This window comes from Pseudoalteromonas sp. SR44-2, from assembly GCF_014163745.1.
GTDB lineage: Bacteria > Pseudomonadota > Gammaproteobacteria > Enterobacterales > Alteromonadaceae > Pseudoalteromonas > Pseudoalteromonas distincta.
Genome location: NZ_JACJDW010000012.1, coordinates 19,667 through 43,326 on the forward strand (window position 1 = coordinate 19,667; position 23,660 = coordinate 43,326).

A 23,660-nucleotide genomic window follows, 5' to 3' on the forward strand; every position below is an offset into this window, starting at 1 on the left:
ATGCGTTTATCAAATAATTTAATGTACCAAAACAACATAAATAAAATACTCGACAACCAACAAGGTGTTGCAAATGCTCAAGAGCGAGTAACAACAGGTGAAAAGTATCTAACCACCTCAGAAGCGCCAGCTGCTATTTCGCAAGCTATGCTGTATTCAAATAAAATACAAACTAATGAGCAATACACTAAAAATATCGATCAGCTAAATGGCCGCCTAGAAACAGAAGAAAGCGTATTACAAAGCATAAATAGTAATATTCAACAAGCACAAGAGCTCACTATTCAGGCAGGTAATGGTGTTTATACTAAAGACGATTTAAAGACGTTTGCATCAGAACTTAGTGGAATTCAACAAACGTTAGCTAACTTAATGAACACCCGATCAGAAGACGGTAAATTTATATTTTCAGGATATCAAGACAGCACGCAGCCATATCAGTTTGATTCTGCAGCGGGTGAGTACACCTATAATGGCGACCAAGGCCAGCACCAAATAACTATAGCTGAAGGTGTATCAATCAAGGCAAGTGATAACGGCTTTGATACGTTTGAAAAAACAGATGCCAGATTAAATGTAGAATCCAACACGGCAAGTGTTTCAGGCTCTATTACAGCGGCAAGTGTATATGTTGACGGCCAAGCTGAGTTTGATAAGTTTCATCAAGCAAATTACAACGCAGACCCAACAGCTCCAGCAACTGCAAATACATATAGTGTATTAGTAAGCCCTGGTGCTACAACAACAGACCCACAAACCTACGAAATATACCGAGACGGCGCAGCATTAACCCCAGCAGTAACAGGTGAAGTTACTGATGAGCCTATCGATTTTGCAGGTATGACGATTGAATTTGAAGGCACAGCACCAGGTCAACTCGATTTTAGCCTTGAAAAGCCAGGCAAAGAAAACGTACTCAATACACTACAAGCACTTATTACCGGCCTTAACGATGGCACACTTGAAGGTGATGACTTTCAGCAAGTACTAGCTGATGGCTTAGTTCAATTACAAAACGCGAGTGAGCAAGTTGTGTTTACCCAAGCAAGTTTAGGTGGGCGTATGAACGCACTTGAAAGAGTAAGTGATTCAAACTTAGCACTCGATATTCAAAATAAAAATAATCGCTCTAACTTAGTTGAAGTTGATATGGCAGAAGCTATTAGCGAACTTACTAAACAAGAAACGGCACTGCAAGCATCGCAAGCTACTTTTGGCCGCTTAACTAACCTCTCGTTATTCGATTACTTATAAGCAGATTATAAGTAGAAATACCTTGCCGCTTTACCTACTTTAAAGCGGCAATACTTTGCGGCAAAAATTGGCTACAAAACCGCGGCAAAAAAATGTCACCCCCGTCTAAATAGCTTCACTAATTATTTACAATTCAGCAAAACCTATTTTCGTATATAAAAAACAATGACTTAAAAATAAATTAAAGTTGGCACAGTAAATGCTTTTATTATTGTAAGAAATTATCGAACAGTGGTTCCTGTTAAATCGTGTTGAACCACACTCTGTTTAAACCTAGGAGATGGTAAAATGGCATTAACAGTAAATACTAATGTGTCGTCACTAAACGCACAACGTAACTTAACTAAATCTGGCGAAGGCTTAGCTACTTCAATGGAACGTTTATCATCAGGTATGCGTATCAATAGCGCAAAAGATGATGCCGCAGGTCTACAAATTTCAAACAGATTAACATCGCAAATAAATGGCCTAGCCGTTGCTCAACGAAATGCTAATGATGGTATTTCAATGGCACAGACCGCAGAAGGGGCAATGCAAGAATCAACTAATATTTTACAGCGTATGCGTGAGTTAGCACTTCAATCTGCTAACGGATCTAATTCAGATAAAGATCGTGCCGCACTTCAAAAAGAAGTCTCAGCTTTACAGTCAGAGTTAACTCGTATTTCGGATACTACATCATTTGGCGGTCAGCAGTTATTAGATGGTTCATTTGGTACTAAGTCCTTCCAGGTAGGTGCAAATGCTAATGAAATTATTAATGTGTCTTTAAGGAGTACTGCAGCAGCAGATATTGGTGTTAATAAAGCTATACTCGAGGGTACCACGGCCAACGTGGGTTTTGGTGCTTCGATAGTATCTACGGTATCAGGAACTCTTGTTGATAGCACAGTCGCTCTTGGTACAGTGCAGGTCGATAATAATGCTACTTCAGCTATTGCTGCAAACTCTACAGCTAAAGCTGCGGCTACCTCAATTAATGCATCATCGGGAACTACCGGTGTTATAGCTGAAGCCAGATCTGAAGTAAAAATGAGTACCTTAGGTGACCCAGGTACGGTTTCTTTCAAGTTAAATGATATTGATATATCAGCTTCCATAACAGATAAAACAGATTTATCTGCTCTAGCTCAAGCAATAAATGATAAATCAACTCAAACTGGTGTAACAGCCAGCATAGATGAGAATAATAAATTATCTATGGTTGATGCTGATGGTGATGATATTGAACTTGTATCTTTTAATAATACAGGTACAACTAAAACAGTTTCATTGGAAGCTGTTGATGCAGATGGTGGACTGGCAACGGCAATAACTGTAACCGGTGGTGCTGTAAATGATACAGCTCGAATTACGGGAACGGTAAAGCTTACTTCTGAAAATGCGTTTTCATTAACAGCTTCTAGCACATCAATTGCTGCGGCAGCGAGTACATCTTCATTAGATAAAGTATCAACACTTGATCTAACAACTGCTGAAGACTCTCAAAAAGCCATATCAGTAATAGATGGGGCCTTAGCTCAAATAGACTCACAACGAGCTGATTTAGGTGCGGTTCAAAACCGGTTTGGTCATACTATTAGTAATTTAGCAAATGTAGCCGAAAATGTTTCGGCATCACGTAGCCGTATTCAAGATACAGATTTTGCAACAGAGACAGCGCATATGACAAAAAATCAAATTCTACAGCAAGCGGGCACGTCTATACTCTCGCAAGCAAATCAAATACCTCAGGCTGCAATTAGCCTGCTAGGTGGCTAAATACTCAGTTTATTAGTAATTTCTTATATAAATGCACTTCAATTTGAAGTGCATTTTTGTTAATTGATATAGCAAAAGCACTTGAAATATAACTTTATGTGTCAAAAATTTAATTTGTAACTTTCTTTAAAACAATGGTTTGTGTGTTTTTAGGTAAATAAACTAATTTATTTCTAAAATACTTCTAAAGATAACTTTCTTCCTGCCGTTAACTTAATCAGTACGGAGCTGAGCCATATATTTGCAACAGCTCTTGGTTAAATTAAATAGCAACATTACGAAAGTAATCAGGAGTTTTATTATGATTTCAGTAAATACAAATGTATCTTCACTAAATGCACAACGTAACTTGTCTCAATCAGGTTCCGACCTTGCAACATCAATGGAGCGTTTATCATCGGGTATGCGTATCAACAGCGCAAAAGATGATGCGGCCGGACTACAAATTTCAAACCGTTTAACGTCACAAGTAAATGGTTTAGCAGTAGCACAACGTAACGCTAACGATGGTATATCAATGGCGCAAACAGCTGAAGGCGCGATGAGCGAGTCTACAAACATACTTCAACGTATGCGTGAACTTGCTTTGCAGTCAGCAAATGGCTCTAACTCTGATAAAGACAGAGCAGCTCTTCAAAAAGAAGTGTCAGCATTACAATCTGAGTTAACACGTATTTCAGATACAACTTCTTTTGGTGGACAGCAATTGTTAGATGGCTCGTTCGGTAGTAAATCATTTCAAGTAGGTTCTAATGCTAATGAAACTATAGATGTATCATTAAAGAGTACAGCAGCGGCTGATATAGGAATTAATAAAAGCTTGTTAAAAGGTACAGCTGCTAACGTTGGTTTTGGTTCCGCCATTATAAGCACCGCTGCCGGCACCCTTGTCGATAGCAATGTTGCAGCTGGTACGATTCAGATTGACAATAACACTGCTTCAAATATTGCAATTAACTCATCTGCCAAGGCAGCCGCGACATCAATTAATGCATCTTCAGGCACAACAGGAGTAACAGCAGAAGCTAGAACCGAAGTTAAAATGAGTGCTTTGGGCGACACAGGCACAGTGTCTTTTAAACTGAATGATATTGATATATCAGCTTCTATTACAGACGCGTCTGATTTGTCTGCTCTTGCGCAAGCTGTGAATGATAAATCAACACAGACAGGTGTCTCTGCTAGCATAGATGAAAATGGAAAATTATCTATGGTTGACGCTGATGGCGATGATATTGAACTTGTATCTTTTAACAATACAGGTACAACTAAAACAGTAAGTTTGGAATCTGTAGATTCAGAAGGTGTTGCAGCAACAGCTATAACTTTAACTGGTGGTGCTGCTACAGATACTGCTCGTATTACTGGAACAGTAAAGCTAACTTCAGAAGACGCATTTTCATTAACTCCAGCAGGAGGTGGCGCTGCTACTATTGGTGCTCTAGGTACATCAACCTTAGATAAGGTATCTACTCTTGATTTAACTACTGCTGAAGATTCACAAAAAGCACTATCGGTAATTGACGGGGCTTTAGCTCAAATAGATTCTCAAAGAGCTGACTTAGGTGCTGTTCAAAACCGCTTCGGACATACTATTAGCAACCTTGCGAACATCTCTGAGAATGTATCTGCATCACGAAGCCGTATTCAAGACACCGACTTTGCAACTGAAACTGCTGAAATGACGAAAAACCAAATCTTGCAACAAGCAGGTACATCTATCTTATCGCAAGCGAATCAGTTACCACAAACGGCACTTAGCTTATTAGGTTAATAAGTTAAAAGTAATAGCTTAATGGTTAGCTAACTAATACATAAAGTCAGTATTAGTATTTTAAAAAAGGAGGTGGCTTTAGCTACCTCCTTTTGTGGTTTAAGAATATAAACTAAGCTATTGTTGGTTTAATTAAGTGAAAAATAGGAATCTGTTATGAATACAATTACTTCAAACGCAGAAATTACAACATTACCGACCCCCGTTGCTGGTGATGATAAGCAAGCGGGGCAAGCTGCTCGTTCTTTGACTGAGCGAGCAGTTGATGATGTAAAGCAAACGGAAGTGCTCAATCAACAAAATCTACAGCAAAACCAATACAAAAATAACAATCAAGATGAAAAAGATCAGCCCTTAGAGCGCGAACAGCTAGAACAAATGGCGCAACAATTGCAGGATTTTATGGGTGAAATGAATCGCAGCTTACAATTTAAAGTTGATGAAGATTCAGGACGTGATGTAATCAAAGTGCTCGATAAAAACAGTGGCGAAGTTATTAAGCAATATCCTTCTGAGGAAGTGTTAAGTTTAGTTTCTAAACTGTCTGAATCTGCTGGTATTTTAATTGATCAAACGGTTTAGTAGGTAGTTTGAATTACTAATACTAAGTTAGTTTATTTTTGAGTATTTAAGAGGTGAAGTATGTCTATTACATTTAATGGTTTAGGTTCTGGGTTAGCAGTGTCAGATATTGTTGATGCACTAGTTAATGCTGAACAAGCACCTGCTGAAGCTCGTTTAAATACTACTGAAAGTAAATTAACTACGGATATTTCTGCTGTTGGTGCACTTAAGTCAGCACTTGAAAAAGTACAAACTTCAATGGAAGCACTGGGTGATAGTGATAACTACCAAAAGCGAACTGCATCTGGCAATGATGATTTTATATCAATTAGCTCAGATAAAGACGCTCAGCCTGGTAGCTACAACGTAAAAGTAGACGCATTAGCACAAGCTCATAAATTATCTTCCCCTGCATTTGCCGCTGACGAGGCAATTGGAGCTGGCGTAATTACAATCGGTTCTGGTGCAAATAGTTTTTCTACTGTTTTATCGGCTACAAATACGTTAGAAGATTTACGAGACCAAATTAATAACGGCCCTTTTACTGGCAGTGATAGTAATGATTCTGTTGTTGCAACTATAATAACCAGTGATACCGGTCAGCATTTAGTACTTACAAGTAAAGAAACTGGCGAAGACAACGCAATTACAATTACCGTACAAGACGATGACGGTACTAATACTGATACAGGCGGGTTATCTCGATTAGCTTATGATGTATCAGACGCAGACCCTGCTAACCACACAACTAATTTAACACAAGTTAACGCTGCTCAAAATGCACAAATAACAATTGATGGTACGTTGACGGTATCAAGCAACACTAATGAATTTAGTAACGTGATTGATGGCGTGGATATAACAGCTAAAAAACCGCACGATACCGACGACGACATAAGCGACATATCAATTACCGAAAATAATAATAATATTAAAACAGGTTTAAATAGTTTTATCAGTAGCTACAATGAGTTGTTAGAGCTGAGTAATAATTTAGGTGCATCTGGCGAAAGTGGAGCCGGAGTAATGGCTGGTGACTCACTACTTCGTGGTGTTATGTCAAAGCTCCGTAGTGAAATCACCGAGTCAATTGACTTAGGTGATGGTAATTCGTTATCACTTTCGCAATTAGGTGTTGAAACAGATCGCTACGGTGTTTTAACCCTAAATACAGAAACATTGGATGAGCAAATAGACTCTAATGTAGATCTGGTTCAACAGTTTTTTATTGGCACAGATGAAGATGAAGGTGGTTTTGCTCAGTCCTTCGATGAGCTAATGAGCTTTTATACAGATTCTGACGGTATTATCCAAAACCGAATAGACAGTAAAACGAACCAACTTGATGATTTAGATGATGATCGCTTGGATCTTGCCAGTAAAATGGAGTCGCTATCTTCTCGATTATATGCTCAATATAATGCGATGGATTTATTAGTGGCGAGCCTTAATAACACCAGCAGTTATGTTCAAGCTCAATTAGAGAATATGCCAGGCGTAGTAAGAGATAACTCTTAGTAGATAAATGTAATATTAAATTAATAGCTAAATTAAGAAAGCACAAAAAAACCGTTATTTAAAACGGTTTTTTTGTGTTTTCTATTTGAGTAGATTTTAGCGACTTGCTTTATAAGCTTTAATCGCCTTACCTGATTTTTTATGTTTAATAATAGCTTTAGATGACTCGTTTTTTGCACTATTCGCTTTAACTAAAATGGTATTTATACGAAGCTGAATTAATTCTAATTGCTTTGCGCTTGGGCCGTCGCTGCTTTCGCACCATTGCTTTAGTTCAACATTTAAAGTGTCTAAAAGAGGCTGAGCTTCATCTGCATTATCATCATTTACTAAGACTTCAATTTTACTAAGCAACGTTTGTATGAGCTCAGAGCTGTTTGTTAGTTGCTCTGAAGATGTTGGCGAGTCCATAATTGAAATTAAACCGCAGGGCTGCGTTGATCTAGCGGGATGTTATCCCAACCTTCTTTAATTTCTTTAACAATACTTGATACTTCCACAATTGCTTCAATATCGTTGTTTATGTTCGCTTGCGTTAAACGGCGTTGGCAGTAATCGTAAAGTGCCAATAAATTGTTCGAAATACTAGGGTCTTGCTCTACTTCTAAATTAAGTGCGTCTTGCAGTGCACCAAATAATAAAACACAGGCTGAAATGTTTTCACCTTTTTTTTGTATTTCTTTGCGCTCAATAAACCCTTTTGTTGCTGCTAAGCGACCGATAATATTACTGAATATAAGGTTTATTTGTTCGTAAGGGGCCATTTCGGCAATGCTGCTAGCACGAACTTGACCGTATTTTTTTACTGAGACATGAGCCATGGGATGATCCTAAAATTTAAAACAATAAAATTATGTGAAAGTTGATGTAAAAACTTACATAAAAATTTAATAAAGCTTTTATACTTTTACAAGAACAAAGCAATATTAATGCCAAGCATTTTCACTTATTTATATATCGGCATTAGTAACTTCAACTTAAATTTATAATTGAGTTTATTTACTAACAATAGCATTTTTATAGCCGAGTAAATTAATTTTTAGAGCTAAGTTATAGCTAGGTAATAACTAAGTTAAAACTATAACCCATACTTAATGATTAACTATTAAGTATGATTGACTTAACTAGCCCGCCTGTTTTTTGGCGTTTATGTCAAAAAACTGCCGCTATCACTTGCATCCATGCTGAACTGGCTTACAATTTAACTAATTATACAAATTAGTGAAAGTACGGCTCGCTAAATATGATCTTGATTTTAGATAATAATAACAACCGCGCAATAGGATTAAATGCTTCACTTGGCTTTATTGGTGAAGCTGTACAACTATTAAGCGAAGACTGCTTTGAACAAGAATGCAAAAAATATCAGCAGCAAGAATGCATGATTATTTTAGGAGCGTTGCAATCACTTGACCACGAAAGCTTAATTAAACGCTATCCAACATTACCGTTTTTATTAATTGGCGAAACGCTAAAACCACTATTAAGTATAGCTAATGTGGTGGGGCTTATTTGCGAGCCATTTAATCACGAAGTGACAACGCAGTTACTTCACGATTGCCAGCAGTATCAGCGCATGTTGCCAAATGAGCATAAGCATTCTAAACCACATAAAACTTTTGACGGACTTGTTGGTGAAACAGAGGCCGTAAAAGATGTTCGCTTTTTAATTGAACAAGTGGCAAAAACCGATGCTAATGTTTTAATTTTAGGCGAGTCAGGCACAGGTAAAGAAGTGGTTGCCCGTAATGTACACCTGCTTTCAAAGCGCATTAATGGACCGTTTGTACCTGTAAACTGTGGTGCTATTCCGGCAGAGCTGCTCGAAAGTGAACTATTTGGCCACGAAAAAGGCGCGTTTACTGGTGCTATATCGGCTCGTAAAGGGCGCTTTGAACTAGCTCAAGGCGGGACGCTATTTTTAGATGAAATAGGCGATATGCCACTGCAAATGCAAGTTAAGTTGCTGCGAGTATTGCAAGAACGCAGCTACGAACGTGTTGGTGGTACAAAGGCAATCCAAGCTGATGTACGCGTTATTGCGGCCACGCATCGTAATCTTGAAACAATGATTGAAGAAGGTAGTTTTAGGGAAGATTTATATTACCGCTTAAATGTATTTCCTATCGAAAACCCATCGCTGAGTGCACGAGCTGATGATATTCCGCTGCTTTTAAAAGAGTTAATGCGCCGTGTTAACGACCAGACTGGTTCTACCGCTAAGTTTACAGAGCGCGCAGTTGAGAGCTTAAAAGAACATGCTTGGCCTGGTAATATTCGTGAGCTTGCTAATTTGGTGGAGCGTATGGTTATTATGTTCCCTGACAAAGTGGTCGATATTCCTGATTTACCTAACAAATATCGTTACATTGAAGTTGAAGCCTACGAGCCAGAATACCCTGAAGAGTTAATGGAAAAAGACGCCTTTAACGACATATTTAGTACAGGCTTTAGTGATTACGAAAGTGAGCCAGACGCTGAGTTTAGCCAAACGGGTAGTGGGCTATTGCCAGATGATGGTATTGAACTTAAAGATTATTTAGCCGAACTCGAAATAAGCTTAATAACCCAAGCGTTAGAGCGCTATGATTACGTTGTAGCTCGCGCTGCAGAGATATTAGGGGTCCGCAGAACAACACTCGTTGAGAAAATGAAAAAGTATAATCTTTCAAGAGATTAAGGTTTAAAAGCAGCTGTCAGTGTTTAGTTATAAATTGGCCAAACACAGTAGATAAATAACCCCTCGTTTTGTAGGTGCGGTTTTATACCGCACTTTACTTAAAAATATTAGCAAGAGCGCGAAGTAAATTCGCACCTACACGGTTTTTACTTTTGTTGTAGACGCTAGACTTGCTCGCGTGAAAAACAAGACTTTTAATCATTTAAATAAAACGTTATTTCACAAAGAGAAAAACGAAGATAAATGAGAAACCATAGTCAACTTACGCTTTACTTCTCTAAAGCGCAGCGTCTCTTAACCTCTTTGTGAACTAATCACTTTTATAGTTATAAATCACTTACTCACTAAAAGCCTTAATGATTTCTTCTTTTCTAAAACAATCATTACTGTGATCGTTAACCATACCGCAGGCCTGCATATGAGCGTAAACCGTTGTAGGACCTAAAAACTTAAAACCCCGTTTTTTTAAATCTTTCGCAAATGCGGTTGATGCCTCTGTAATTGCAGGATAGTCCTCAATATTATTCAAATTACTTATAATCGGTTTATTATCGACAAACTGCCATTGGTAGTTACTAAAACTTCCAAATTCTTTTTGTATTTCTATAAAGCGCTTTGCGTTGTTAACAGTTGCCACAATTTTTAAGCGATTGCGCACAATTCCCTCATCAAGCATTAGTCTCTCAACGTCATCTTGTGTGAATTGTGCCACTTTATCTACATCAAAATTAGCAAATGCTTTTTTGTAACCGCTACGCTTTTTTAAAATTGTGTACCAGCTTAAGCCGGCTTGCGCTGATTCAAGAGTGATAAATTCAAACAGCTTTGTATCATCATAAAGAGGGACGCCCCATTCTTCATCATGGTAAATAACGTAGTCGGGTTTAGTGGTGTCGAGCCACGGGCAACGGCACTTTATTTGCTCACTCATTATTATTCCTTTTTGTGTGCGTCATTTTTATGTCGCTCAAATTATTGATGTAACTTAATGATAAGTATGTAAATAAATATTGGTATAAATCGTGCATTTGGACATATATCTACATCAATTCGAGATTTGATTATGGCCCTTGCTAGCGTGCTAAAACCACAGTTTTTTTCTGCAAATCAGTATAACCCATGTTTACTTCAAGAGGAGTACATTGGTGAATTAAGCGATCTGCGCAAGCAAGCAAGTTGGCTTTCGCACTTGGTTGATACCATGCCAGCAGGTGTGGTTGTACTTGATGGCAAAGGGTTGATTGCAAAAGCGAATCAAATAGCGATTGATATGCTTGGCGAGCCACTTGAAGGCGAACGCTGGTTTAATGTTATTCAGCGCTCTTTTAGGCCACATCAAGATGATGGTCATGAAGTGTCTTTAAAGGACGGGCGCCTAATAAAGCTTGATATTACCGCTCTAGCACCAGAGCCTGGGCAACTTATTTTAATGACGGATTTAACCGAAACCCGCCGCTTACAAAAACGTGTTGCACATATGCAGCGATTAAGCGCGCTGGGTAAAATGGTTGCATCATTAGCGCATCAAGTCCGTACGCCGCTCTCAGCCGCTATGCTGTACGCTGCTAATTTAGGGTCTAAGCGCTTACCCGAAGCATCTCGTGATAATTTTCAAACAAAGTTAATGTCGCGTTTAAAAGATTTAGAAACTCAAGTAAACGACATGCTGTTATTTGCTAAAAGTGGCGATCAGCAAGTTGTTGAGCAAGTTTCAATGCAGCAGCTTTTAACCGAAGTTAAAGCAGGTGCCGATGCGATGGTCGCACTTAATGAAAGTGAGCTGGATGTAAGCTTACCAGAACCCGATATACAAATAGTTGGTAATAAAACGGCATTGGCCAGTGCTATTCAAAATCTAGTGCACAATAGTATTCAAGTTATTGGCGGTGGCGCAAAAGTAAAAATTAGCGCACAAAGAGATTTAAAAGATTTAGATATGGTTCGTATTAGTGTGAGCGACAATGGCCCAGGTGTTGATTTAAGCCAAAGCGATAAAATTTTTGAACCATTTTTTACTACAAAAAGTCAGGGCACAGGTTTAGGGCTTGCTGTAGTGAGTTCGGTGGCTAGTGCGCACCAAGGCCGTGTTGATGTGACTAATAATACGCAGGGTGGTGCCTGCTTTAGCTTGTTACTGCCTATTAAGGCAACATCTAAATTAGAGGGGTCATTATGAGTAACACTATTTTAGTTGTCGAAGATGACGCAGGGCTTCGTGAAGCCTTAATAGATACCCTTGAAATGTCGGGTATTGAATGTGTTGCAGCGAGCAGTGCTGAGCAAGCAATGTTACTGCTTAAAAAAGATCAATTTTCGCTTGTTGTAAGCGATGTGCAAATGGGCGCAATGAGTGGACTTGATTTACTACGCAGTATTAAATTAAACCACCCTGATTTACCTGTATTGATGATGACGGCCTATGCCACAATTGACGATGCGGTAGAGGCCATGCGCCTAGGTGCAATTGACTACATGGCAAAACCATTTGCACCTGAAGTGCTGTTAAATATGGTGAGCCGTTATTTGCCTGAAAAAGCAAAAGAAACCGACGGCCCCGTTGTTGCTGACCCAACTAGTATTCAATTATTGGAGCTTGCAAGTAAAGTAGCACGCTCTGATGCAAGTGTTATGGTACTTGGTCCAAGTGGTTCAGGTAAGGAAGTACTTGCGCGTTATATTCATGATAAGTCGAGCCGATGTAATGAGCCATTTGTAGCGATTAACTGCGCGGCTATTCCTGAAAATATGCTCGAAGCCACGTTATTTGGTTACGAAAAAGGGGCTTTTACGGGCGCGATTCAAGCATGTCCGGGTAAGTTTGAGCAAGCACAAGGAGGCACTATTTTACTTGATGAAATTACTGAAATGGACTTAGGGCTACAAGCTAAACTTTTACGCGTACTGCAAGAGCGTGAAGTAGAGCGTTTAGGGGGGCGTAAAACAATCCAGCTCGATGTACGTATTTTGGCAACCAGTAATCGTGATTTAAAAGAAGCTGTGGTAGATAATCAGTTTAGAGAAGATTTATATTACAGGCTTAATGTTTTTCCACTAATGTGGCGTCCATTGTGCCAACGCCCTGACGATATTATTGTATTGGCTAAGCATTTAATTGAGCGCCATATAAGTAAAAGCAAAGAGCCTATGGCGTATTTAGATAAAGCTGCTGAGCAAAAGTTACTGGCTCACGCGTGGCCTGGTAATGTGCGCGAGCTTGATAATGTTATACAGCGTGCGCTTATACTGCGCACGGGTAACACAATAAACGAGCATGCTATTTTTATCGAAAACTTAGTATCTAATAACTTTGTTATGGAGCCATCATTGGCACCAGCGCAAACAGTATCGCCAACAGAATTAGCTCACGCAGATAAAGGCGTTGACAAAAGCACGTTAAGCTCTGCATATTATGATGAAAAATCGCATGCCGAGGATGAGCCTAAGCAAGGTTTACTAGCGGCAGATACCGGTAGCTATAAAGATGAGCTTAAAGACAAAGAGCATCGTATTATTTTAGAAACCCTTGCACGTTGCCAAGGTAAGCGTAAAGACGTTGCCGAAACGTTGGGCATAAGCCCACGCACTTTACGTTATAAACTAGCGCAAATGCGCGATTTAGGTATTTCACTTCCTGCATAACCTCCTATAAACCCTAAGTTTGCGCTGCGAGCTTAGGGTTGTCAAAACTCTGACTCACACAAATTAAAGTTAACCCATTGTATTTTAATGATTAATTATTTGGCATGCTTTGTGCTTTATTACTTATAAGAGTTCACTGCGTGTCAGAGATAAATTATGAAAATTCAAAACAGTGCTGTATTTCAAGAAATGCAATCAATGGCTTTAGAAGCCGGCCGTAATAATCAAACTAATAAACTGCCAACTCAGGTGCAGTCTACTTCTACAGCACAATTTGGCGACATGCTAAGTGATGCAATAAATTCAGTGCACGGATTACAACAAGATGCCGCGCAAAAAGTAACAGCAGTTGAGATGGGGGATCGAAGTGTATCCCTTGCTGAGGCGATGATTGCTTCTCAAAAATCGTCAGTTGCTTTTGAGGCTACAGTACAGGTTCGTAATAAACTTGTTGAAGCTTATAAAGAAATCATGAACATGCCTGTTTAATTAGGTAGTGGAGAATTATTGTGGCGCAATCTAACCAATCTACAGACCTAGCACTTGCTGGTGGCGGTATTGACCAAAGTGGTGGTGATGATCAACAAGAACAAAAGTCAGGCTACTTAAGTGCTTTGAATGGTGTTGATGTATTGCGCCAAGTAACATTGGTTATAGCATTGGCTATTTGTTTAGCTATCGCGATTTTTATTATTATTTGGGCTCGTCAGCCAGATATGCGCCCGTTAGGCAAAATGCAAACAGAAGAACTTATTCAAACATTAGACTTTTTAGATGCGCAAAAAATTGAATACCAACTTGATGGCAATGTTGTATCGGTTGATGAAAGCGAATACCAAAACATTAAATTGCTAATGACCCGCGAAGGGTTAGAGCAAGGCCCTGCATCTGGCTCTGACATAATTATGCAAGATATGGGCTTTGGTGTAAGCCAACGCTTGGAGCGTGAACGTTTAAAACATGGTCGCGAGCAACAACTTGCCCGCACCATTGAAGAGCTAAATAACATTACTCGCGCCAAAGTATTGTTAGCCATCCCTAAAGAAAACGTATTTGCCCGCAGAGAGAAAAAACCATCCGCTACTGTTGTATTAACACTTAAGCGTGGCCGCTCACTTGACCGTGAAGAGGTAGACTCTGTTGTTGATATGATTGCTTCAGCAGTACAAGGCTTAGAGCCTGCACGTGTTACGGTTACTGACCAAAATGGTCGATTATTAAATTCAGGTTCGCAAAGCTCATTAGCAGCACGCTCTCGTAAAGAATACGATTTAGAACGCAAGCGCGAACAAGAGTATCTTGAAAAAATAGACAGTATTTTAATACCGGTTGTTGGGCTTGCAAACTATACAGCTCAAGTTGATTTGAGCATGGACTTTAGCTCAGTTGAGGAAACTCAAAAGCGTTATAACCCAGACCTACCAGCGGTTAGAAGCGAAACCACATTTGAAGAAAATAACATTGGTGGTTTAGCTGTTGGTATTCCTGGTGCGCTTACAAATCAACCACCGCTAAACTCAAACATCCCTGAAGTTGCAGGACAAGGCGGCGCAGGTACTGCTACGTCACCAACACGTAGCCACAAAGAAGCAACACGTAATTATGAACTCGATACAACAATTTCTCACAAGCGCCAGCAAAGTGGTGTAATACGCAGAATAAGTGTGTCAGTTGCTGTTGACTACGTCCCTAAAGTGGGAGAAAACGGCGAAACAACTATGGCCCCGCGCTCGGTAGAGGCATTGTCAAATATTCGTCGCTTACTACAAGGTGGTGTAGGTTTTGATATGCAACGTGGTGATGCACTTGAAGTAGTAACAGTACCGTTTGTACGTGAAGCAACAAATTTAGCAATAGAAGTGCCACTGTGGGAACAAGACTGGTTTATGAAAATAGCCCGCCTTGTACTAGGAGCCTTAGTTATCATTGTATTGATAATGGCAGTAGTAAAACCAATGCTTAAGCGCTTAATTTACCCAGACGATACACTAGAAGAATACGACGAAGATGCATTAAGTTCAGGCGTAGATATTGGCGACAATACACTTGATATGCTAAATAAAGACTTTGATTCTGCTTCGGTTGGTTTCTCAAGTGATGGTACACTGCAGTTACCGGATTTACATGGCGACGAAGATTTACTCAAAGCAATTCGTGCCCTTGTAGCTAACGAACCAGAACTATCATCACAAGTAGTGAAAGCGTGGTTAACAGAAGATGACTGATCAAGAACAAAAACAACTCCCGCCAGCCTTTGATGTTGATAAGCTAGATGGGGTAGATAAAGCTGCTATATTACTTTTGAGTTTATCAGAAGAAGATGCCGCGCAAATCCTTAAACACTTAGAACCTAAACAGGTGCAAAAAGTGGGTATGGCGATGGCTGGGCTACAGGATTTATCTCAAGCTAAAATTAGCGCTGTACACAACTTGTTTATAGAACAAATTCAAAGCTTTAGTACCATTGGTTTTCAGTCAGAAGACTTTATTAAAAAAGCGCTTACAGCAGCACTTGGTGAAGACAAAGCCGCTAGCCTTATTGACCAAATTGTTATGGGCTCAGGTGCTAAAGGCTTGGATTCATTAAAATGGATGGACTCTAAGCAGGTAGCAAACATTATTCGTAATGAGCATCCGCAAATTCAAACCATTGTATTATCGTATTTAGAGCCAGAACAGTCAGCTGAGATTATTGCTCAGTTCCCTGAAAAAGTGCGTTTAGATTTAACAATGCGTATTGCAAACCTTGAAGAAGTTCAGCCTGCAGCACTGCAAGAGCTAAACGAAATTATGGAAAAACAATTTGCCGGCCAAGCAGGTGCACAAGCCGCTAAAATGGGTGGCTTAAAAGCAGCTGCAGATATAATGAACTACCTAGATACCAATGTAGAAGGGCAGTTGATGGACTCTATTCGTGAGCATGACGAAGAGATGTCGCAGCAAATTCAAGACTTAATGTTTGTGTTTGAAAACTTAATGGATGTTGAAGACCGTGGTATTCAAGCAATCCTACGAGAAGTACAACAAGACGTATTAATGAAAGCAATTAAAGGCACCGACGATGCCCTTAAAGATAAAATACTGGGCAATATGTCTAAGCGTGCAGCCGAAATGCTTGCTGATGATTTAGAAGCTATGGCACCTGTTCGTATAAGTGAGGTAGAAGCGGCGCAAAAAGAGATTTTATCAACAGCGCGTCGTTTATCTGACTCAGGTGAAATTCAGCTGGGCGGCGGCGGTGGCGAGGAGTTCTTGTAAACCATGAGCAAACTCAAAGGGCGCACACTTCGGGCTGATGAAGCAGATGAATTATTAAAAAACTGGGCTATTCCAGATGTAGCACCAGATGAGAGCAGCTTTGGCAATCGCTCTACGGCTTACGGCACACCGCTCAGTGATCTGTATAAAAAAGAATTAGCTGAAGAAATGCCAATTGATGAGCCACAAGAACCAGAATTGCCTGCGCTTACTATGGTTGAGCTTGAACGCATTAGGCAAGACGCCTACGAAGAAGGCCTCAAGCAAGGTCATGAGCAAGGCTACATAGACGGTTTTGAAAAAGGCGTTGGCGAAGGCAAAGAGGCAGGCTACAAAGAAGGCTTAGAGCAAGGTAAAACAAAAGGCCTTGATGACGTAAAACCATTAATTGAAGAGCAGTTAACAAGTTTAAAAACTATTTTAGAGGGACTTACTGCACCGCTAGATAAAGTAGATGAACAAGCTGAAAAGCAATTAGTACAACTTGCTAGCATGTTAGCGGAAGCTGTTATTTATCAAGAAGTAAAAACATCGCCAGATGTGATTTTACATACGTTAAAGCAAAGTATAGATTCTCTTAATGCCGAGCAAGAAAAAGTACGAATTCATTTAAACCCCGAAGATTTAGAGCTCATAAAAGAGAGTTACGGCGAACAAACCATTATTGATAATAACTGGCAATTAATGGCAGAGCCCACTCTTGAGCGCGGTGGCTGTGAAGTTAGAACAGCGCAATCGTCACTCGACATGACCCTTAAAACACGTGTCAAAGAAACGTTGGATAGTTTTTTGCATAATAGTGGTATCTAACTATTTTATTGGCGTGTTATGTCAACTCAACGTGCACCTTTAAGCGAACGCTTATCTCAATATCAACAACATATTAAAACCCCAGCGCCTGCTGTGGCAGGTATTTTAACGCGTGTTGTTGGCCTTACCCTTGAGGCTAGAGGTTTACGTGCCCCCGTTGGTAGCCAATGTAAAATAGAAACTATGCACGGCTTTGTAGACGCTGAAATAGTCGGTTTTAACGATCAAACTTTGTACTTGATGCCTAATGATCATATCTCTGGTGTACTTCCTGGTGCGCGTGTTATTCCTCAAGTTAATAACTTAGGTTTACCTGTAGGGATGAGTTTATTAGGCCGCGTGGTGGATGGCTTAGGACGACCGCTAGATGGCCTTGGTAAAATTAATGCTGAGCATCATTTAAAGTTTGCACAAAATACTATAAACCCGCTTTCAAGAAGGCCTATTAGTAAACCTATGGATGTAGGTGTGCGTGCTATTAACTCGGTTATTACAGTAGGGCAAGGCCAGCGCATGGGCTTATTTGCAGGCTCAGGTGTGGGTAAGTCAGTACTTCTCGGTATGATGACCCGAGGCAGCGAAGCCGATGTAATTGTTGTTGGTTTAGTCGGTGAACGTGGCCGCGAAGTAAAAGAATTTATTGAAGAAATACTCGGTGTTGAGGGACGTAAACGCTCAGTTGTTGTTGCAGCGCCCGCTGATTCATCACCGCTTATGCGTTTAAAAGGCTGTGAAAGTGCGGTAACTATTGCAGAGTATTTTAGAGATCAGGGTTTAAATGTATTATTGTTACTCGATTCGGTAACGCGTTATGCAATGGCGCAACGTGAAATTGCACTTGCTGTAGGCGAGCCGCCTGCTACAAAGGGTTATCCGCCTTCGGTGTTTGCTAAATTACCTGCGCTGGTGGAACGTGCTGGTAATGGCGGTGAAGGGCAGGGTTCAATTACCGCCTTTTTTACGGTGTTGAGTGAAGGCGATGATATGCAAGACCCTATTGCTGATGCAGCACGAGCTATTTTAGATGGCCACATCGTATTATCGCGTGATTTAGCAGACAGCGGGCACTATCCCGCCATAGATATAGAAAAATCGATTTCGCGTGTTATGCCTCAAGTCGTTTCTGAACCACACATGCAACAAGCCCGTGTACTTAAGCAAGTTTATTCAATGTATCAACAAAACAAAGATATGATTACTTTAGGTGCTTATCAAAAAGGGACCGATCAAATGCTCGACCAAGCCATAAATATGATGCCAAGAGTAAATGCATTTTTACAACAAGGTATGCGAGATGTCATTAGTTACGATGATGGTCTGCAAGGACTTGCTCAGTTGCTAGGACAAGCATAATGGCTAAAAATAAACTCGATTTATTGCTCAAAATTGAAAATGATAAAGAAGAGAGTTTGCGCATGAGTTACTTACAAGCTAATCAAAATTTGCAAGCAAATCAACAAAAGCTACAAGGTTTAAATAACTTTAGACTTGAATACTCTCAGCAGTTACACCTAAAAGGTAAGTCGGGTTTATCTAGTGCAGGATTTGGCCAGTACCATGCTTTTATAGCTAAAATTGAAGAGGCAATTCGCCAACAAGCAAGTACAGTAAATACCGCTAAGCAAGTTGTTACTCAACGTAAAACGCTATGGCTTAAGCAGCAAATTAAAGCTAAAGCAGTTGCCAAATTAATCGAGAATCAAAAACTCAAAGCAAATGCGTTAATGGCTAAAAACGAGCAAAAAATGTTAGATGAGTTTTCAGCTAATCAATTTTTTCAAAGTCGGAAAGCTTTGTAATTCAGGCACGTTAATTGCTTTGTTACTTAGTGGTATTTAACTTTTGGCGGTATGCGGTGGCATATTGCCGTAATGGTATTAGGTGATTTATGGCGATGAATAACATTTCGTTTTTAGTTTCTTCTGAAAAAGATTCACTGTTAGCTTTTAAAGACAATAGCTTAGCTAATGGCGAAGGAAATTTAGGCGAGGAATTTTTAAGCCAGCTAAACGAAGCGCATAACTCTATGGGGCCTTTGCTTAAGGGCAATAAAAATCCCGATGCCGAAAACTCGATTGCCATACCTAAGCATAAACAGCCAGAAGAAAATGAAAATCTGAGCGTAAAGCTAGATGAAATAACAACAGACGAAGTTACTTTTTTATCTGTTGAGATGCTTGATCAAATTAATTCAGCACAAGCAATGAGCACCTCGATCAATAAGCCGTTCGATGCAACTAAAAGTATAGAATCAGAAGATGCAGAGTTAGAAACCACCTCAGTAATTTTATCTGCTAATACAAGTTATGAAGTAACGACTGAAGAAGCGAATACAGCGAGTGTATTACAAAATCCAATTGCCACTAATGTAGACTCTAAAACGGCTAAATTAATTGATTCAAAAAGCGATAACTTAAGCTCACTACCTTTGAACTCTTTACCATTAAATGAAGGCAAGCATCGGAAAAGTGGTGTTGCTGAAGCTATTGAAGGGCCATTAAATTCTATCAATAAAAAGCCAGATGACAGCCCTGGCTCTACATTAGAAAAACCTGAATTTGCATCAATGGGTTCTAAAGAGCAGCTAGGACAAAATAAGTCTGCTGATAAAAATAATATAGTTTTGCCAACACCCGCCGACAAAGCGGGTGTTACTCAGTCTCCTTTAGCCACAACTGAAGCTGATAATAATGCAGCAATAGATACGTTAATGACTAAAGATGCGAGCTTAATTAAAGCTAATAGTGTTATTGCTAGTTTAACGCCTGAGCAGCGCTCACAACTTAACGCGCAAGTTAAGGTATTAGAGAACGCTGATTCAACAAATAGCGCAACTAGTAACACTTCAAATCTTAAGCAAATGCTTGCACAATTTATTACTGATAACGAAAAAGCGCAAAGCACGGTAACAAAACACTCTTTTAGCGCAGAAATAAATTCACTTAATACAACTGAAAAACAAAGTTTATTAACGCAATTAAACGCATATATTAAAACAGAGCAGCCTAAAGGCGAGCAGTTGTCAGTGCTTAAGCAAACAGTTAATGAGTTAAAAGCTTCTATTGAAATTGGGCTTGCTGATACCGCTAAATCAGACTCAAAAACGTTTGTGGCCTCAGAGACTCCTAATACAGTATATAATCCACAAAAGTTAAGCTTAAAGGCATCTACAAACGAAGGCGCGGATATTAATAAAGCTGTAGCAACCTCAGCTAAGCGTGATGATTTATTAAAATCACTTGAAGAGTTACAAAAAGATGGGCTTAGAAAAACAACGGCAGAACAAACGCCTGCACGTGTAGCACAAGTATTTACGCAAATTACAGCCGCTTTAAATACTCAGCAAACGAGCACGTTAAGCCAATACGACTCATTAAGTTACGAGCAGAGCTTACTTGATACCCAAATAATTCAAACTCAACAATTACAAAGTACATCACAAGTTAAGCAAGTAAGTATTGATCCAGGTGTAATGCAGGCGATTAATATTGTTAAAAGTGATGCAGCTAAATTACTGCAAGAGCGCGTTAGCTCAATGTTGAGCATTAATAATAAAGAAGCAGAAATTCGCCTCGATCCTCCAGAAATGGGCAGCATGCAAATACGTATTCGTAGCGATGCAGAACAAGCACATATAAACTTTGTTGTACAAAACCAGCAAGCCAAAGAAGCGCTTGAGCAATCAATGCCGCGCTTACGTGAAATGTTAGCGCAACAAGGGCTAGAGCTTGGTGAAAGCACTATTTCTTATGGGCAATCAGGTGGTGAAACAGCTGAGCAAAGTGAGAGTGGAGCCCAAGGTAGTTTGGCTAATAATAAGTCAGTTAATGATGAAAATGACGAGCAAGCAAATAACACTGCACAAAGTTCTCGACAACAAACTTCATCATCAATAGATTACTATGCCTAAGTACTGCTATTATAATAGTTAAAACAAGCAAGTACCTTTGCGATTAAAGGAATCATGATGGCTGAAGAAGCAAGTTTAGAAATCGAAGAAACCGGTAAAAGTAAAAAGAAACTAATAATAATCATAGTAGCTGTACTACTTATTGCAGGTGGTGCTGCGGGTTACTTTTTTATGTCAGGTTCGGATGCGCCAGTTGAAACCTTAGATGAAGAGACTGCAATGTCGACTGATGCTGCTCCTGCAGCTTCTGGTTCATCAGCAGAAGTTGGTAGTGCTTTATATGTTGCTATGCCACGGCCATTTGTATTTAACGTGCCTGGCTCAAGTCGCGATAGAATTGTACAAATTAAAGTACAATTATTAGTACGTGGCGAAGTAAATGAAGAAACAGCCAAAAAACATATTCCACTAATAGAAGGGACGCTATTAAGCGTGTTTTCTACTACAACAGCTGATGAATTAAGTACGAGCTCTGGTAAAGAAACACTTCGTTTTTCTGCACTTGAAAAGGTACAAAAAGCCTTAATGGATGTTGAAGGCAGTAAAGTAATTGAGCGGGTATTGTTTACCGGCTTTGTGATGCAATAAGGGGTTAGCGTGAGCGATTTATTATCCCAAGACGAAATTGATGCGCTATTACATGGCGTTGATGACGTTGAAGAGGAAGATATACACGAAGGTGAAGATGGCGGGGGAAGTACGCTTCAGTACGATTTTTCTTCGCAAGATCGGATCGTACGTGGTCGTATGCCGACGCTGGAAATTGTTAACGAACGCTTTGCTCGTCATATGCGAATTAGCCTATTTAATATGATGCGTCGCACCGCAGAGGTGTCTATTAACGGCGTGCAAATGATTAAGTTTGGCGAGTATATTCATACTTTATTTGTTCCAACCAGTTTAAATATGGTCCGTTTTAGGCCTTTAAAAGGCACAGGCCTGATTACCATGGAAGCACGACTTGTGTTTATTTTGGTAGATAACTTTTTTGGTGGTGACGGGCGTTATCATGCAAAAATAGAGGGCCGAGAATTTACCCCAACAGAGCGCCGGATTGTACAAATGCTCCTTAAAATAATCTTTGAAGATTATAAAGAAGCATGGGCACCGGTTATGGATGTATCGTTTGAATATCTCGATTCAGAAGTAAACCCAGCTATGGCGAATATTGTAAGTCCAACAGAGGTTGTGGTTATTAGCTCTTTTCATATTGAGCTTGATGGCGGTGGCGGCGATTTTCATATTGCACTTCCGTATTCGATGCTTGAGCCAATCCGAGAGCTTTTAGATGCGGGTGTTCAATCTGATACAGAGGATACCGACTTACGTTGGAGCAAAGCACTTCGCGATGAAATAATGGATGTTGAGGTTGATATGTCGACTCAGTTACTTGAAGTTGATTTGACCTTAAAGCAAATTATGGAATTAAAAGCAGGTGATATTATTCCGGTTGAAATGCCTGAGCATATAACCGTATTTGTTGAGGAACTCCCTACATTTAGAGCCAAGATGGGTCGCTCTCGCGATAATGTTGCGCTTCAAATTAGTGAAAAAATTAAACGACCTGATTCAGTTAAATCTGAGCTGCATGTATTTACCAAAGGCGGCAAGAAAATTGACTCAGATGCAGAATTAGCAGAACTAGAAGATGATTTACACCTCTCTGACGGTGTAGACTTAGACTGGTAATTGATTAAAAGGTTAAAAGTATGAGCGATGATCAAGACACAATGGATGAATGGGCAGCAGCATTAGCAGAAGCCGAAGGTCCAGATGATAGTGGCGAAGCACATGTTGCAGAGCTTGATGAGTTAAGTGATTCAAAACACGAAATAAGTGGTGATGAAAAACGAAAACTCGACACTATTTTAGATATTCCCGTTACTATTTCAATGGAAGTAGGGCGCTCTAAAATCAACATTCGTAACTTACTGCAACTTAATCAAGGCTCTGTTGTTGAGCTTGACCGTGTTGCGGGTGAGCCGCTAGACGTGCTAGTTAATGGTACTTTAATCGCTCATGGTGAAGTAGTTGTAGTAAACGACAAATTTGGTATTCGCTTAACTGACGTGATAAGCCAAGTAGAGCGGATCAAAAAATTACGATGAGCTTATTAGTTGCTTTAACGACTACCGTTTTTTCAAAAGCAGATGTGGCAACACCAACTGGGGATATACTCTCGATGGTGCTGTCGCTTGTAATGGTGCTAGTACTGATTATTGTACTAGCATTTTTTGTTAAAAAGCTTAACCCTAATTTAGCAAATAGTGATGAGTTTAAAGTAGTTAGAAGTCTACCTTTAGGTTCTCGCGAGCGTTTAATGGTTGTTGAGATAGATAATGCTCAGCATTTGCTTGGTGTAACTCCCCACAGTATTAATTATTTACACAAGTTAGAAACCCCATTAAGTGAAAAAGAACTGCCTGAACTCGCTAAACGATTTGGTAAACTTTTAAACCCGCAATCAAACCAAAATAAAAAGAATTAAACCT

General features: G+C 39.7%; 22 protein-coding genes and 1 pseudogene. 20 read left to right on the forward strand and 3 right to left on the reverse strand.

The features are described from left to right. The 6 genes and pseudogenes from flgL to fliD all read left to right on the forward strand — a co-directional run bounded on the left by flgL (position 1) and on the right by fliD (position 6,871). Positions 1-1,254 (forward strand): flagellar hook-associated protein FlgL, encoded by a 1,254-nt coding sequence (gene flgL / locus H5115_RS09225; protein WP_182754904.1) that lies wholly within the window; start codon positions 1-3, stop codon positions 1,252-1,254. A 288-nt stretch (positions 1,255-1,542) separates the two neighbouring features. Then, positions 1,543-3,015, forward strand: a complete 1,473-nt coding sequence (locus tag H5115_RS09230) for a flagellin (protein ID WP_182754906.1) — start codon at positions 1,543-1,545, stop codon at positions 3,013-3,015. A gap of 301 nt (positions 3,016-3,316) precedes the next feature. Beyond that, a pseudogene (locus H5115_RS20355) lies at positions 3,317-4,219 on the forward strand (flagellin hook IN motif-containing protein); the annotation flags it as partial. A 6-nt stretch (positions 4,220-4,225) separates the two neighbouring features. Continuing rightward, on the forward strand, positions 4,226-4,789 hold the full coding sequence (locus H5115_RS20360; protein ID WP_404936123.1) for a flagellin: 564 nt from the start codon (positions 4,226-4,228) through the stop codon (positions 4,787-4,789). Between the two features lie 156 nt (positions 4,790-4,945). Then, positions 4,946-5,371: a flagellar protein FlaG gene (locus H5115_RS09240; protein ID WP_170071832.1), complete on the forward strand. Its 426-nt coding sequence runs from the start codon at positions 4,946-4,948 to the stop codon at positions 5,369-5,371. A gap of 60 nt (positions 5,372-5,431) precedes the next feature. After that, positions 5,432-6,871: a flagellar filament capping protein FliD gene (fliD, locus tag H5115_RS09245; RefSeq protein WP_182754908.1), complete on the forward strand. Its 1,440-nt coding sequence runs from the start codon at positions 5,432-5,434 to the stop codon at positions 6,869-6,871. A gap of 96 nt (positions 6,872-6,967) precedes the next feature. On the opposite strand, the gene H5115_RS09250 is transcribed toward fliD, so the two are convergent. Together H5115_RS09250 and fliS are read right to left on the reverse strand one after the other, a co-directional pair. Further along, positions 6,968-7,282 (reverse strand): hypothetical protein, encoded by a 315-nt coding sequence (locus H5115_RS09250; protein WP_182754910.1) that lies wholly within the window; start codon positions 7,280-7,282, stop codon positions 6,968-6,970. Between the two features lie 8 nt (positions 7,283-7,290). Then, a complete protein-coding gene (fliS, locus tag H5115_RS09255; protein WP_024592736.1) occupies positions 7,291-7,692 on the reverse strand; it encodes a flagellar export chaperone FliS in 402 nt (133 codons plus the stop codon). Between the two features lie 422 nt (positions 7,693-8,114). On the opposite strand from fliS, the gene H5115_RS09260 reads away from it, so the two are divergent. After that, the gene (locus H5115_RS09260) at positions 8,115-9,551 is read left to right on the forward strand and encodes a sigma-54-dependent Fis family transcriptional regulator (protein WP_182754912.1); all 1,437 of its coding nucleotides are present in this window, start codon (positions 8,115-8,117) and stop codon (positions 9,549-9,551) included. 337 nt (positions 9,552-9,888) lie between these two features. Here H5115_RS09260 and H5115_RS09265 read toward each other — a convergent pair whose 3' ends face one another. Continuing rightward, complete coding sequence (locus H5115_RS09265) at positions 9,889-10,482, reverse strand: DNA-3-methyladenine glycosylase I (protein ID WP_182754914.1); 594 nt, start codon at positions 10,480-10,482, stop codon at positions 9,889-9,891. Positions 10,483-10,614: 132 nt separating this feature from the next. Here H5115_RS09265 and H5115_RS09270 point away from each other — a divergent pair, with 132 nt between their 5' ends. From H5115_RS09270 to fliO, 13 genes are all read left to right on the forward strand, one after another. Then, positions 10,615-11,727: a PAS domain-containing sensor histidine kinase gene (locus tag H5115_RS09270; RefSeq protein WP_007581877.1), complete on the forward strand. Its 1,113-nt coding sequence runs from the start codon at positions 10,615-10,617 to the stop codon at positions 11,725-11,727. Further along, on the forward strand, positions 11,724-13,190 hold the full coding sequence (locus H5115_RS09275; RefSeq protein WP_182754916.1) for a sigma-54 dependent transcriptional regulator: 1,467 nt from the start codon (positions 11,724-11,726) through the stop codon (positions 13,188-13,190). Before H5115_RS09270 ends, H5115_RS09275 begins: the two co-directional genes overlap by 4 nt. A gap of 156 nt (positions 13,191-13,346) precedes the next feature. Further along, positions 13,347-13,679, forward strand: a complete 333-nt coding sequence (gene fliE / locus H5115_RS09280; protein WP_039484631.1) for a flagellar hook-basal body complex protein FliE — start codon at positions 13,347-13,349, stop codon at positions 13,677-13,679. Between the two features lie 20 nt (positions 13,680-13,699). Beyond that, positions 13,700-15,415: a flagellar basal-body MS-ring/collar protein FliF gene (gene fliF, locus H5115_RS09285; RefSeq protein ID WP_039484629.1), complete on the forward strand. Its 1,716-nt coding sequence runs from the start codon at positions 13,700-13,702 to the stop codon at positions 15,413-15,415. Next, positions 15,408-16,448, forward strand: coding sequence for a flagellar motor switch protein FliG (gene fliG, locus H5115_RS09290; protein ID WP_007581881.1), 1,041 nt, complete (start codon positions 15,408-15,410; stop codon positions 16,446-16,448). Before fliF ends, fliG begins: the two co-directional genes overlap by 8 nt. A 3-nt stretch (positions 16,449-16,451) precedes the next feature. Further along, positions 16,452-17,258 carry a flagellar assembly protein FliH gene (fliH, locus tag H5115_RS09295; protein WP_182754918.1) on the forward strand — a complete coding sequence of 269 codons (807 nt, stop codon included), beginning with the start codon at positions 16,452-16,454 and terminating at the stop codon, positions 17,256-17,258. 18 nt (positions 17,259-17,276) lie between these two features. After that, positions 17,277-18,611 (forward strand): flagellar protein export ATPase FliI, encoded by a 1,335-nt coding sequence (gene fliI / locus H5115_RS09300; RefSeq protein WP_182754920.1) that lies wholly within the window; start codon positions 17,277-17,279, stop codon positions 18,609-18,611. Next, positions 18,611-19,057 carry a flagellar export protein FliJ gene (gene fliJ / locus H5115_RS09305; RefSeq protein ID WP_182754922.1) on the forward strand — a complete coding sequence of 149 codons (447 nt, stop codon included), beginning with the start codon at positions 18,611-18,613 and terminating at the stop codon, positions 19,055-19,057. The genes fliI and fliJ overlap by 1 nt, the downstream gene beginning before the upstream one ends. 89 nt (positions 19,058-19,146) lie before the next feature. Further along, on the forward strand, positions 19,147-21,168 hold the full coding sequence (locus H5115_RS09310; protein ID WP_182754924.1) for a flagellar hook-length control protein FliK: 2,022 nt from the start codon (positions 19,147-19,149) through the stop codon (positions 21,166-21,168). Between the two features lie 57 nt (positions 21,169-21,225). After that, positions 21,226-21,756, forward strand: a complete 531-nt coding sequence (gene fliL / locus H5115_RS09315; RefSeq protein WP_002959335.1) for a flagellar basal body-associated protein FliL — start codon at positions 21,226-21,228, stop codon at positions 21,754-21,756. A gap of 9 nt (positions 21,757-21,765) precedes the next feature. Next, positions 21,766-22,857: a flagellar motor switch protein FliM gene (fliM, locus tag H5115_RS09320; RefSeq protein WP_002959334.1), complete on the forward strand. Its 1,092-nt coding sequence runs from the start codon at positions 21,766-21,768 to the stop codon at positions 22,855-22,857. Positions 22,858-22,877: 20 nt separating this feature from the next. Further along, a complete protein-coding gene (fliN, locus tag H5115_RS09325; protein WP_182754927.1) occupies positions 22,878-23,276 on the forward strand; it encodes a flagellar motor switch protein FliN in 399 nt (132 codons plus the stop codon). Beyond that, on the forward strand, positions 23,273-23,656 hold the full coding sequence (fliO, locus tag H5115_RS09330) for a flagellar biosynthetic protein FliO (protein WP_002959331.1): 384 nt from the start codon (positions 23,273-23,275) through the stop codon (positions 23,654-23,656). The genes fliN and fliO overlap by 4 nt, the downstream gene beginning before the upstream one ends. Positions 23,657-23,660: the final 4 nt, after the last annotated feature.

What these genes read in the sequence shown, in the direction of transcription:
- flgL (WP_182754904.1), top strand. Translation starts at nt 1, where the DNA reads ATGCGTTTATCAAATAATTTAATGTACCAAAACAACATAAATAAAATA.
- H5115_RS09230 (WP_182754906.1), top strand. Translation starts at nt 1,543, where the DNA reads ATGGCATTAACAGTAAATACTAATGTGTCGTCACTAAACGCACAACGT.
- H5115_RS20360 (WP_404936123.1), top strand. Translation starts at nt 4,226, where the DNA reads ATGGTTGACGCTGATGGCGATGATATTGAACTTGTATCTTTTAACAAT.
- H5115_RS09240 (WP_170071832.1), top strand. Translation starts at nt 4,946, where the DNA reads ATGAATACAATTACTTCAAACGCAGAAATTACAACATTACCGACCCCC.
- fliD (WP_182754908.1), top strand. Translation starts at nt 5,432, where the DNA reads ATGTCTATTACATTTAATGGTTTAGGTTCTGGGTTAGCAGTGTCAGAT.
- H5115_RS09250 (WP_182754910.1), bottom strand. Translation starts at nt 7,282, where the DNA reads ATGGACTCGCCAACATCTTCAGAGCAACTAACAAACAGCTCTGAGCTC.
- fliS (WP_024592736.1), bottom strand. Translation starts at nt 7,692, where the DNA reads ATGGCTCATGTCTCAGTAAAAAAATACGGTCAAGTTCGTGCTAGCAGC.
- H5115_RS09260 (WP_182754912.1), top strand. Translation starts at nt 8,115, where the DNA reads ATGATCTTGATTTTAGATAATAATAACAACCGCGCAATAGGATTAAAT.
- H5115_RS09265 (WP_182754914.1), bottom strand. Translation starts at nt 10,482, where the DNA reads ATGAGTGAGCAAATAAAGTGCCGTTGCCCGTGGCTCGACACCACTAAA.
- H5115_RS09270 (WP_007581877.1), top strand. Translation starts at nt 10,615, where the DNA reads ATGGCCCTTGCTAGCGTGCTAAAACCACAGTTTTTTTCTGCAAATCAG.
- H5115_RS09275 (WP_182754916.1), top strand. Translation starts at nt 11,724, where the DNA reads ATGAGTAACACTATTTTAGTTGTCGAAGATGACGCAGGGCTTCGTGAA.
- fliE (WP_039484631.1), top strand. Translation starts at nt 13,347, where the DNA reads ATGAAAATTCAAAACAGTGCTGTATTTCAAGAAATGCAATCAATGGCT.
- fliG (WP_007581881.1), top strand. Translation starts at nt 15,408, where the DNA reads ATGACTGATCAAGAACAAAAACAACTCCCGCCAGCCTTTGATGTTGAT.
- fliH (WP_182754918.1), top strand. Translation starts at nt 16,452, where the DNA reads ATGAGCAAACTCAAAGGGCGCACACTTCGGGCTGATGAAGCAGATGAA.
- fliI (WP_182754920.1), top strand. Translation starts at nt 17,277, where the DNA reads ATGTCAACTCAACGTGCACCTTTAAGCGAACGCTTATCTCAATATCAA.
- fliJ (WP_182754922.1), top strand. Translation starts at nt 18,611, where the DNA reads ATGGCTAAAAATAAACTCGATTTATTGCTCAAAATTGAAAATGATAAA.
- H5115_RS09310 (WP_182754924.1), top strand. Translation starts at nt 19,147, where the DNA reads ATGGCGATGAATAACATTTCGTTTTTAGTTTCTTCTGAAAAAGATTCA.
- fliL (WP_002959335.1), top strand. Translation starts at nt 21,226, where the DNA reads ATGGCTGAAGAAGCAAGTTTAGAAATCGAAGAAACCGGTAAAAGTAAA.
- fliN (WP_182754927.1), top strand. Translation starts at nt 22,878, where the DNA reads ATGAGCGATGATCAAGACACAATGGATGAATGGGCAGCAGCATTAGCA.
- fliO (WP_002959331.1), top strand. Translation starts at nt 23,273, where the DNA reads ATGAGCTTATTAGTTGCTTTAACGACTACCGTTTTTTCAAAAGCAGAT.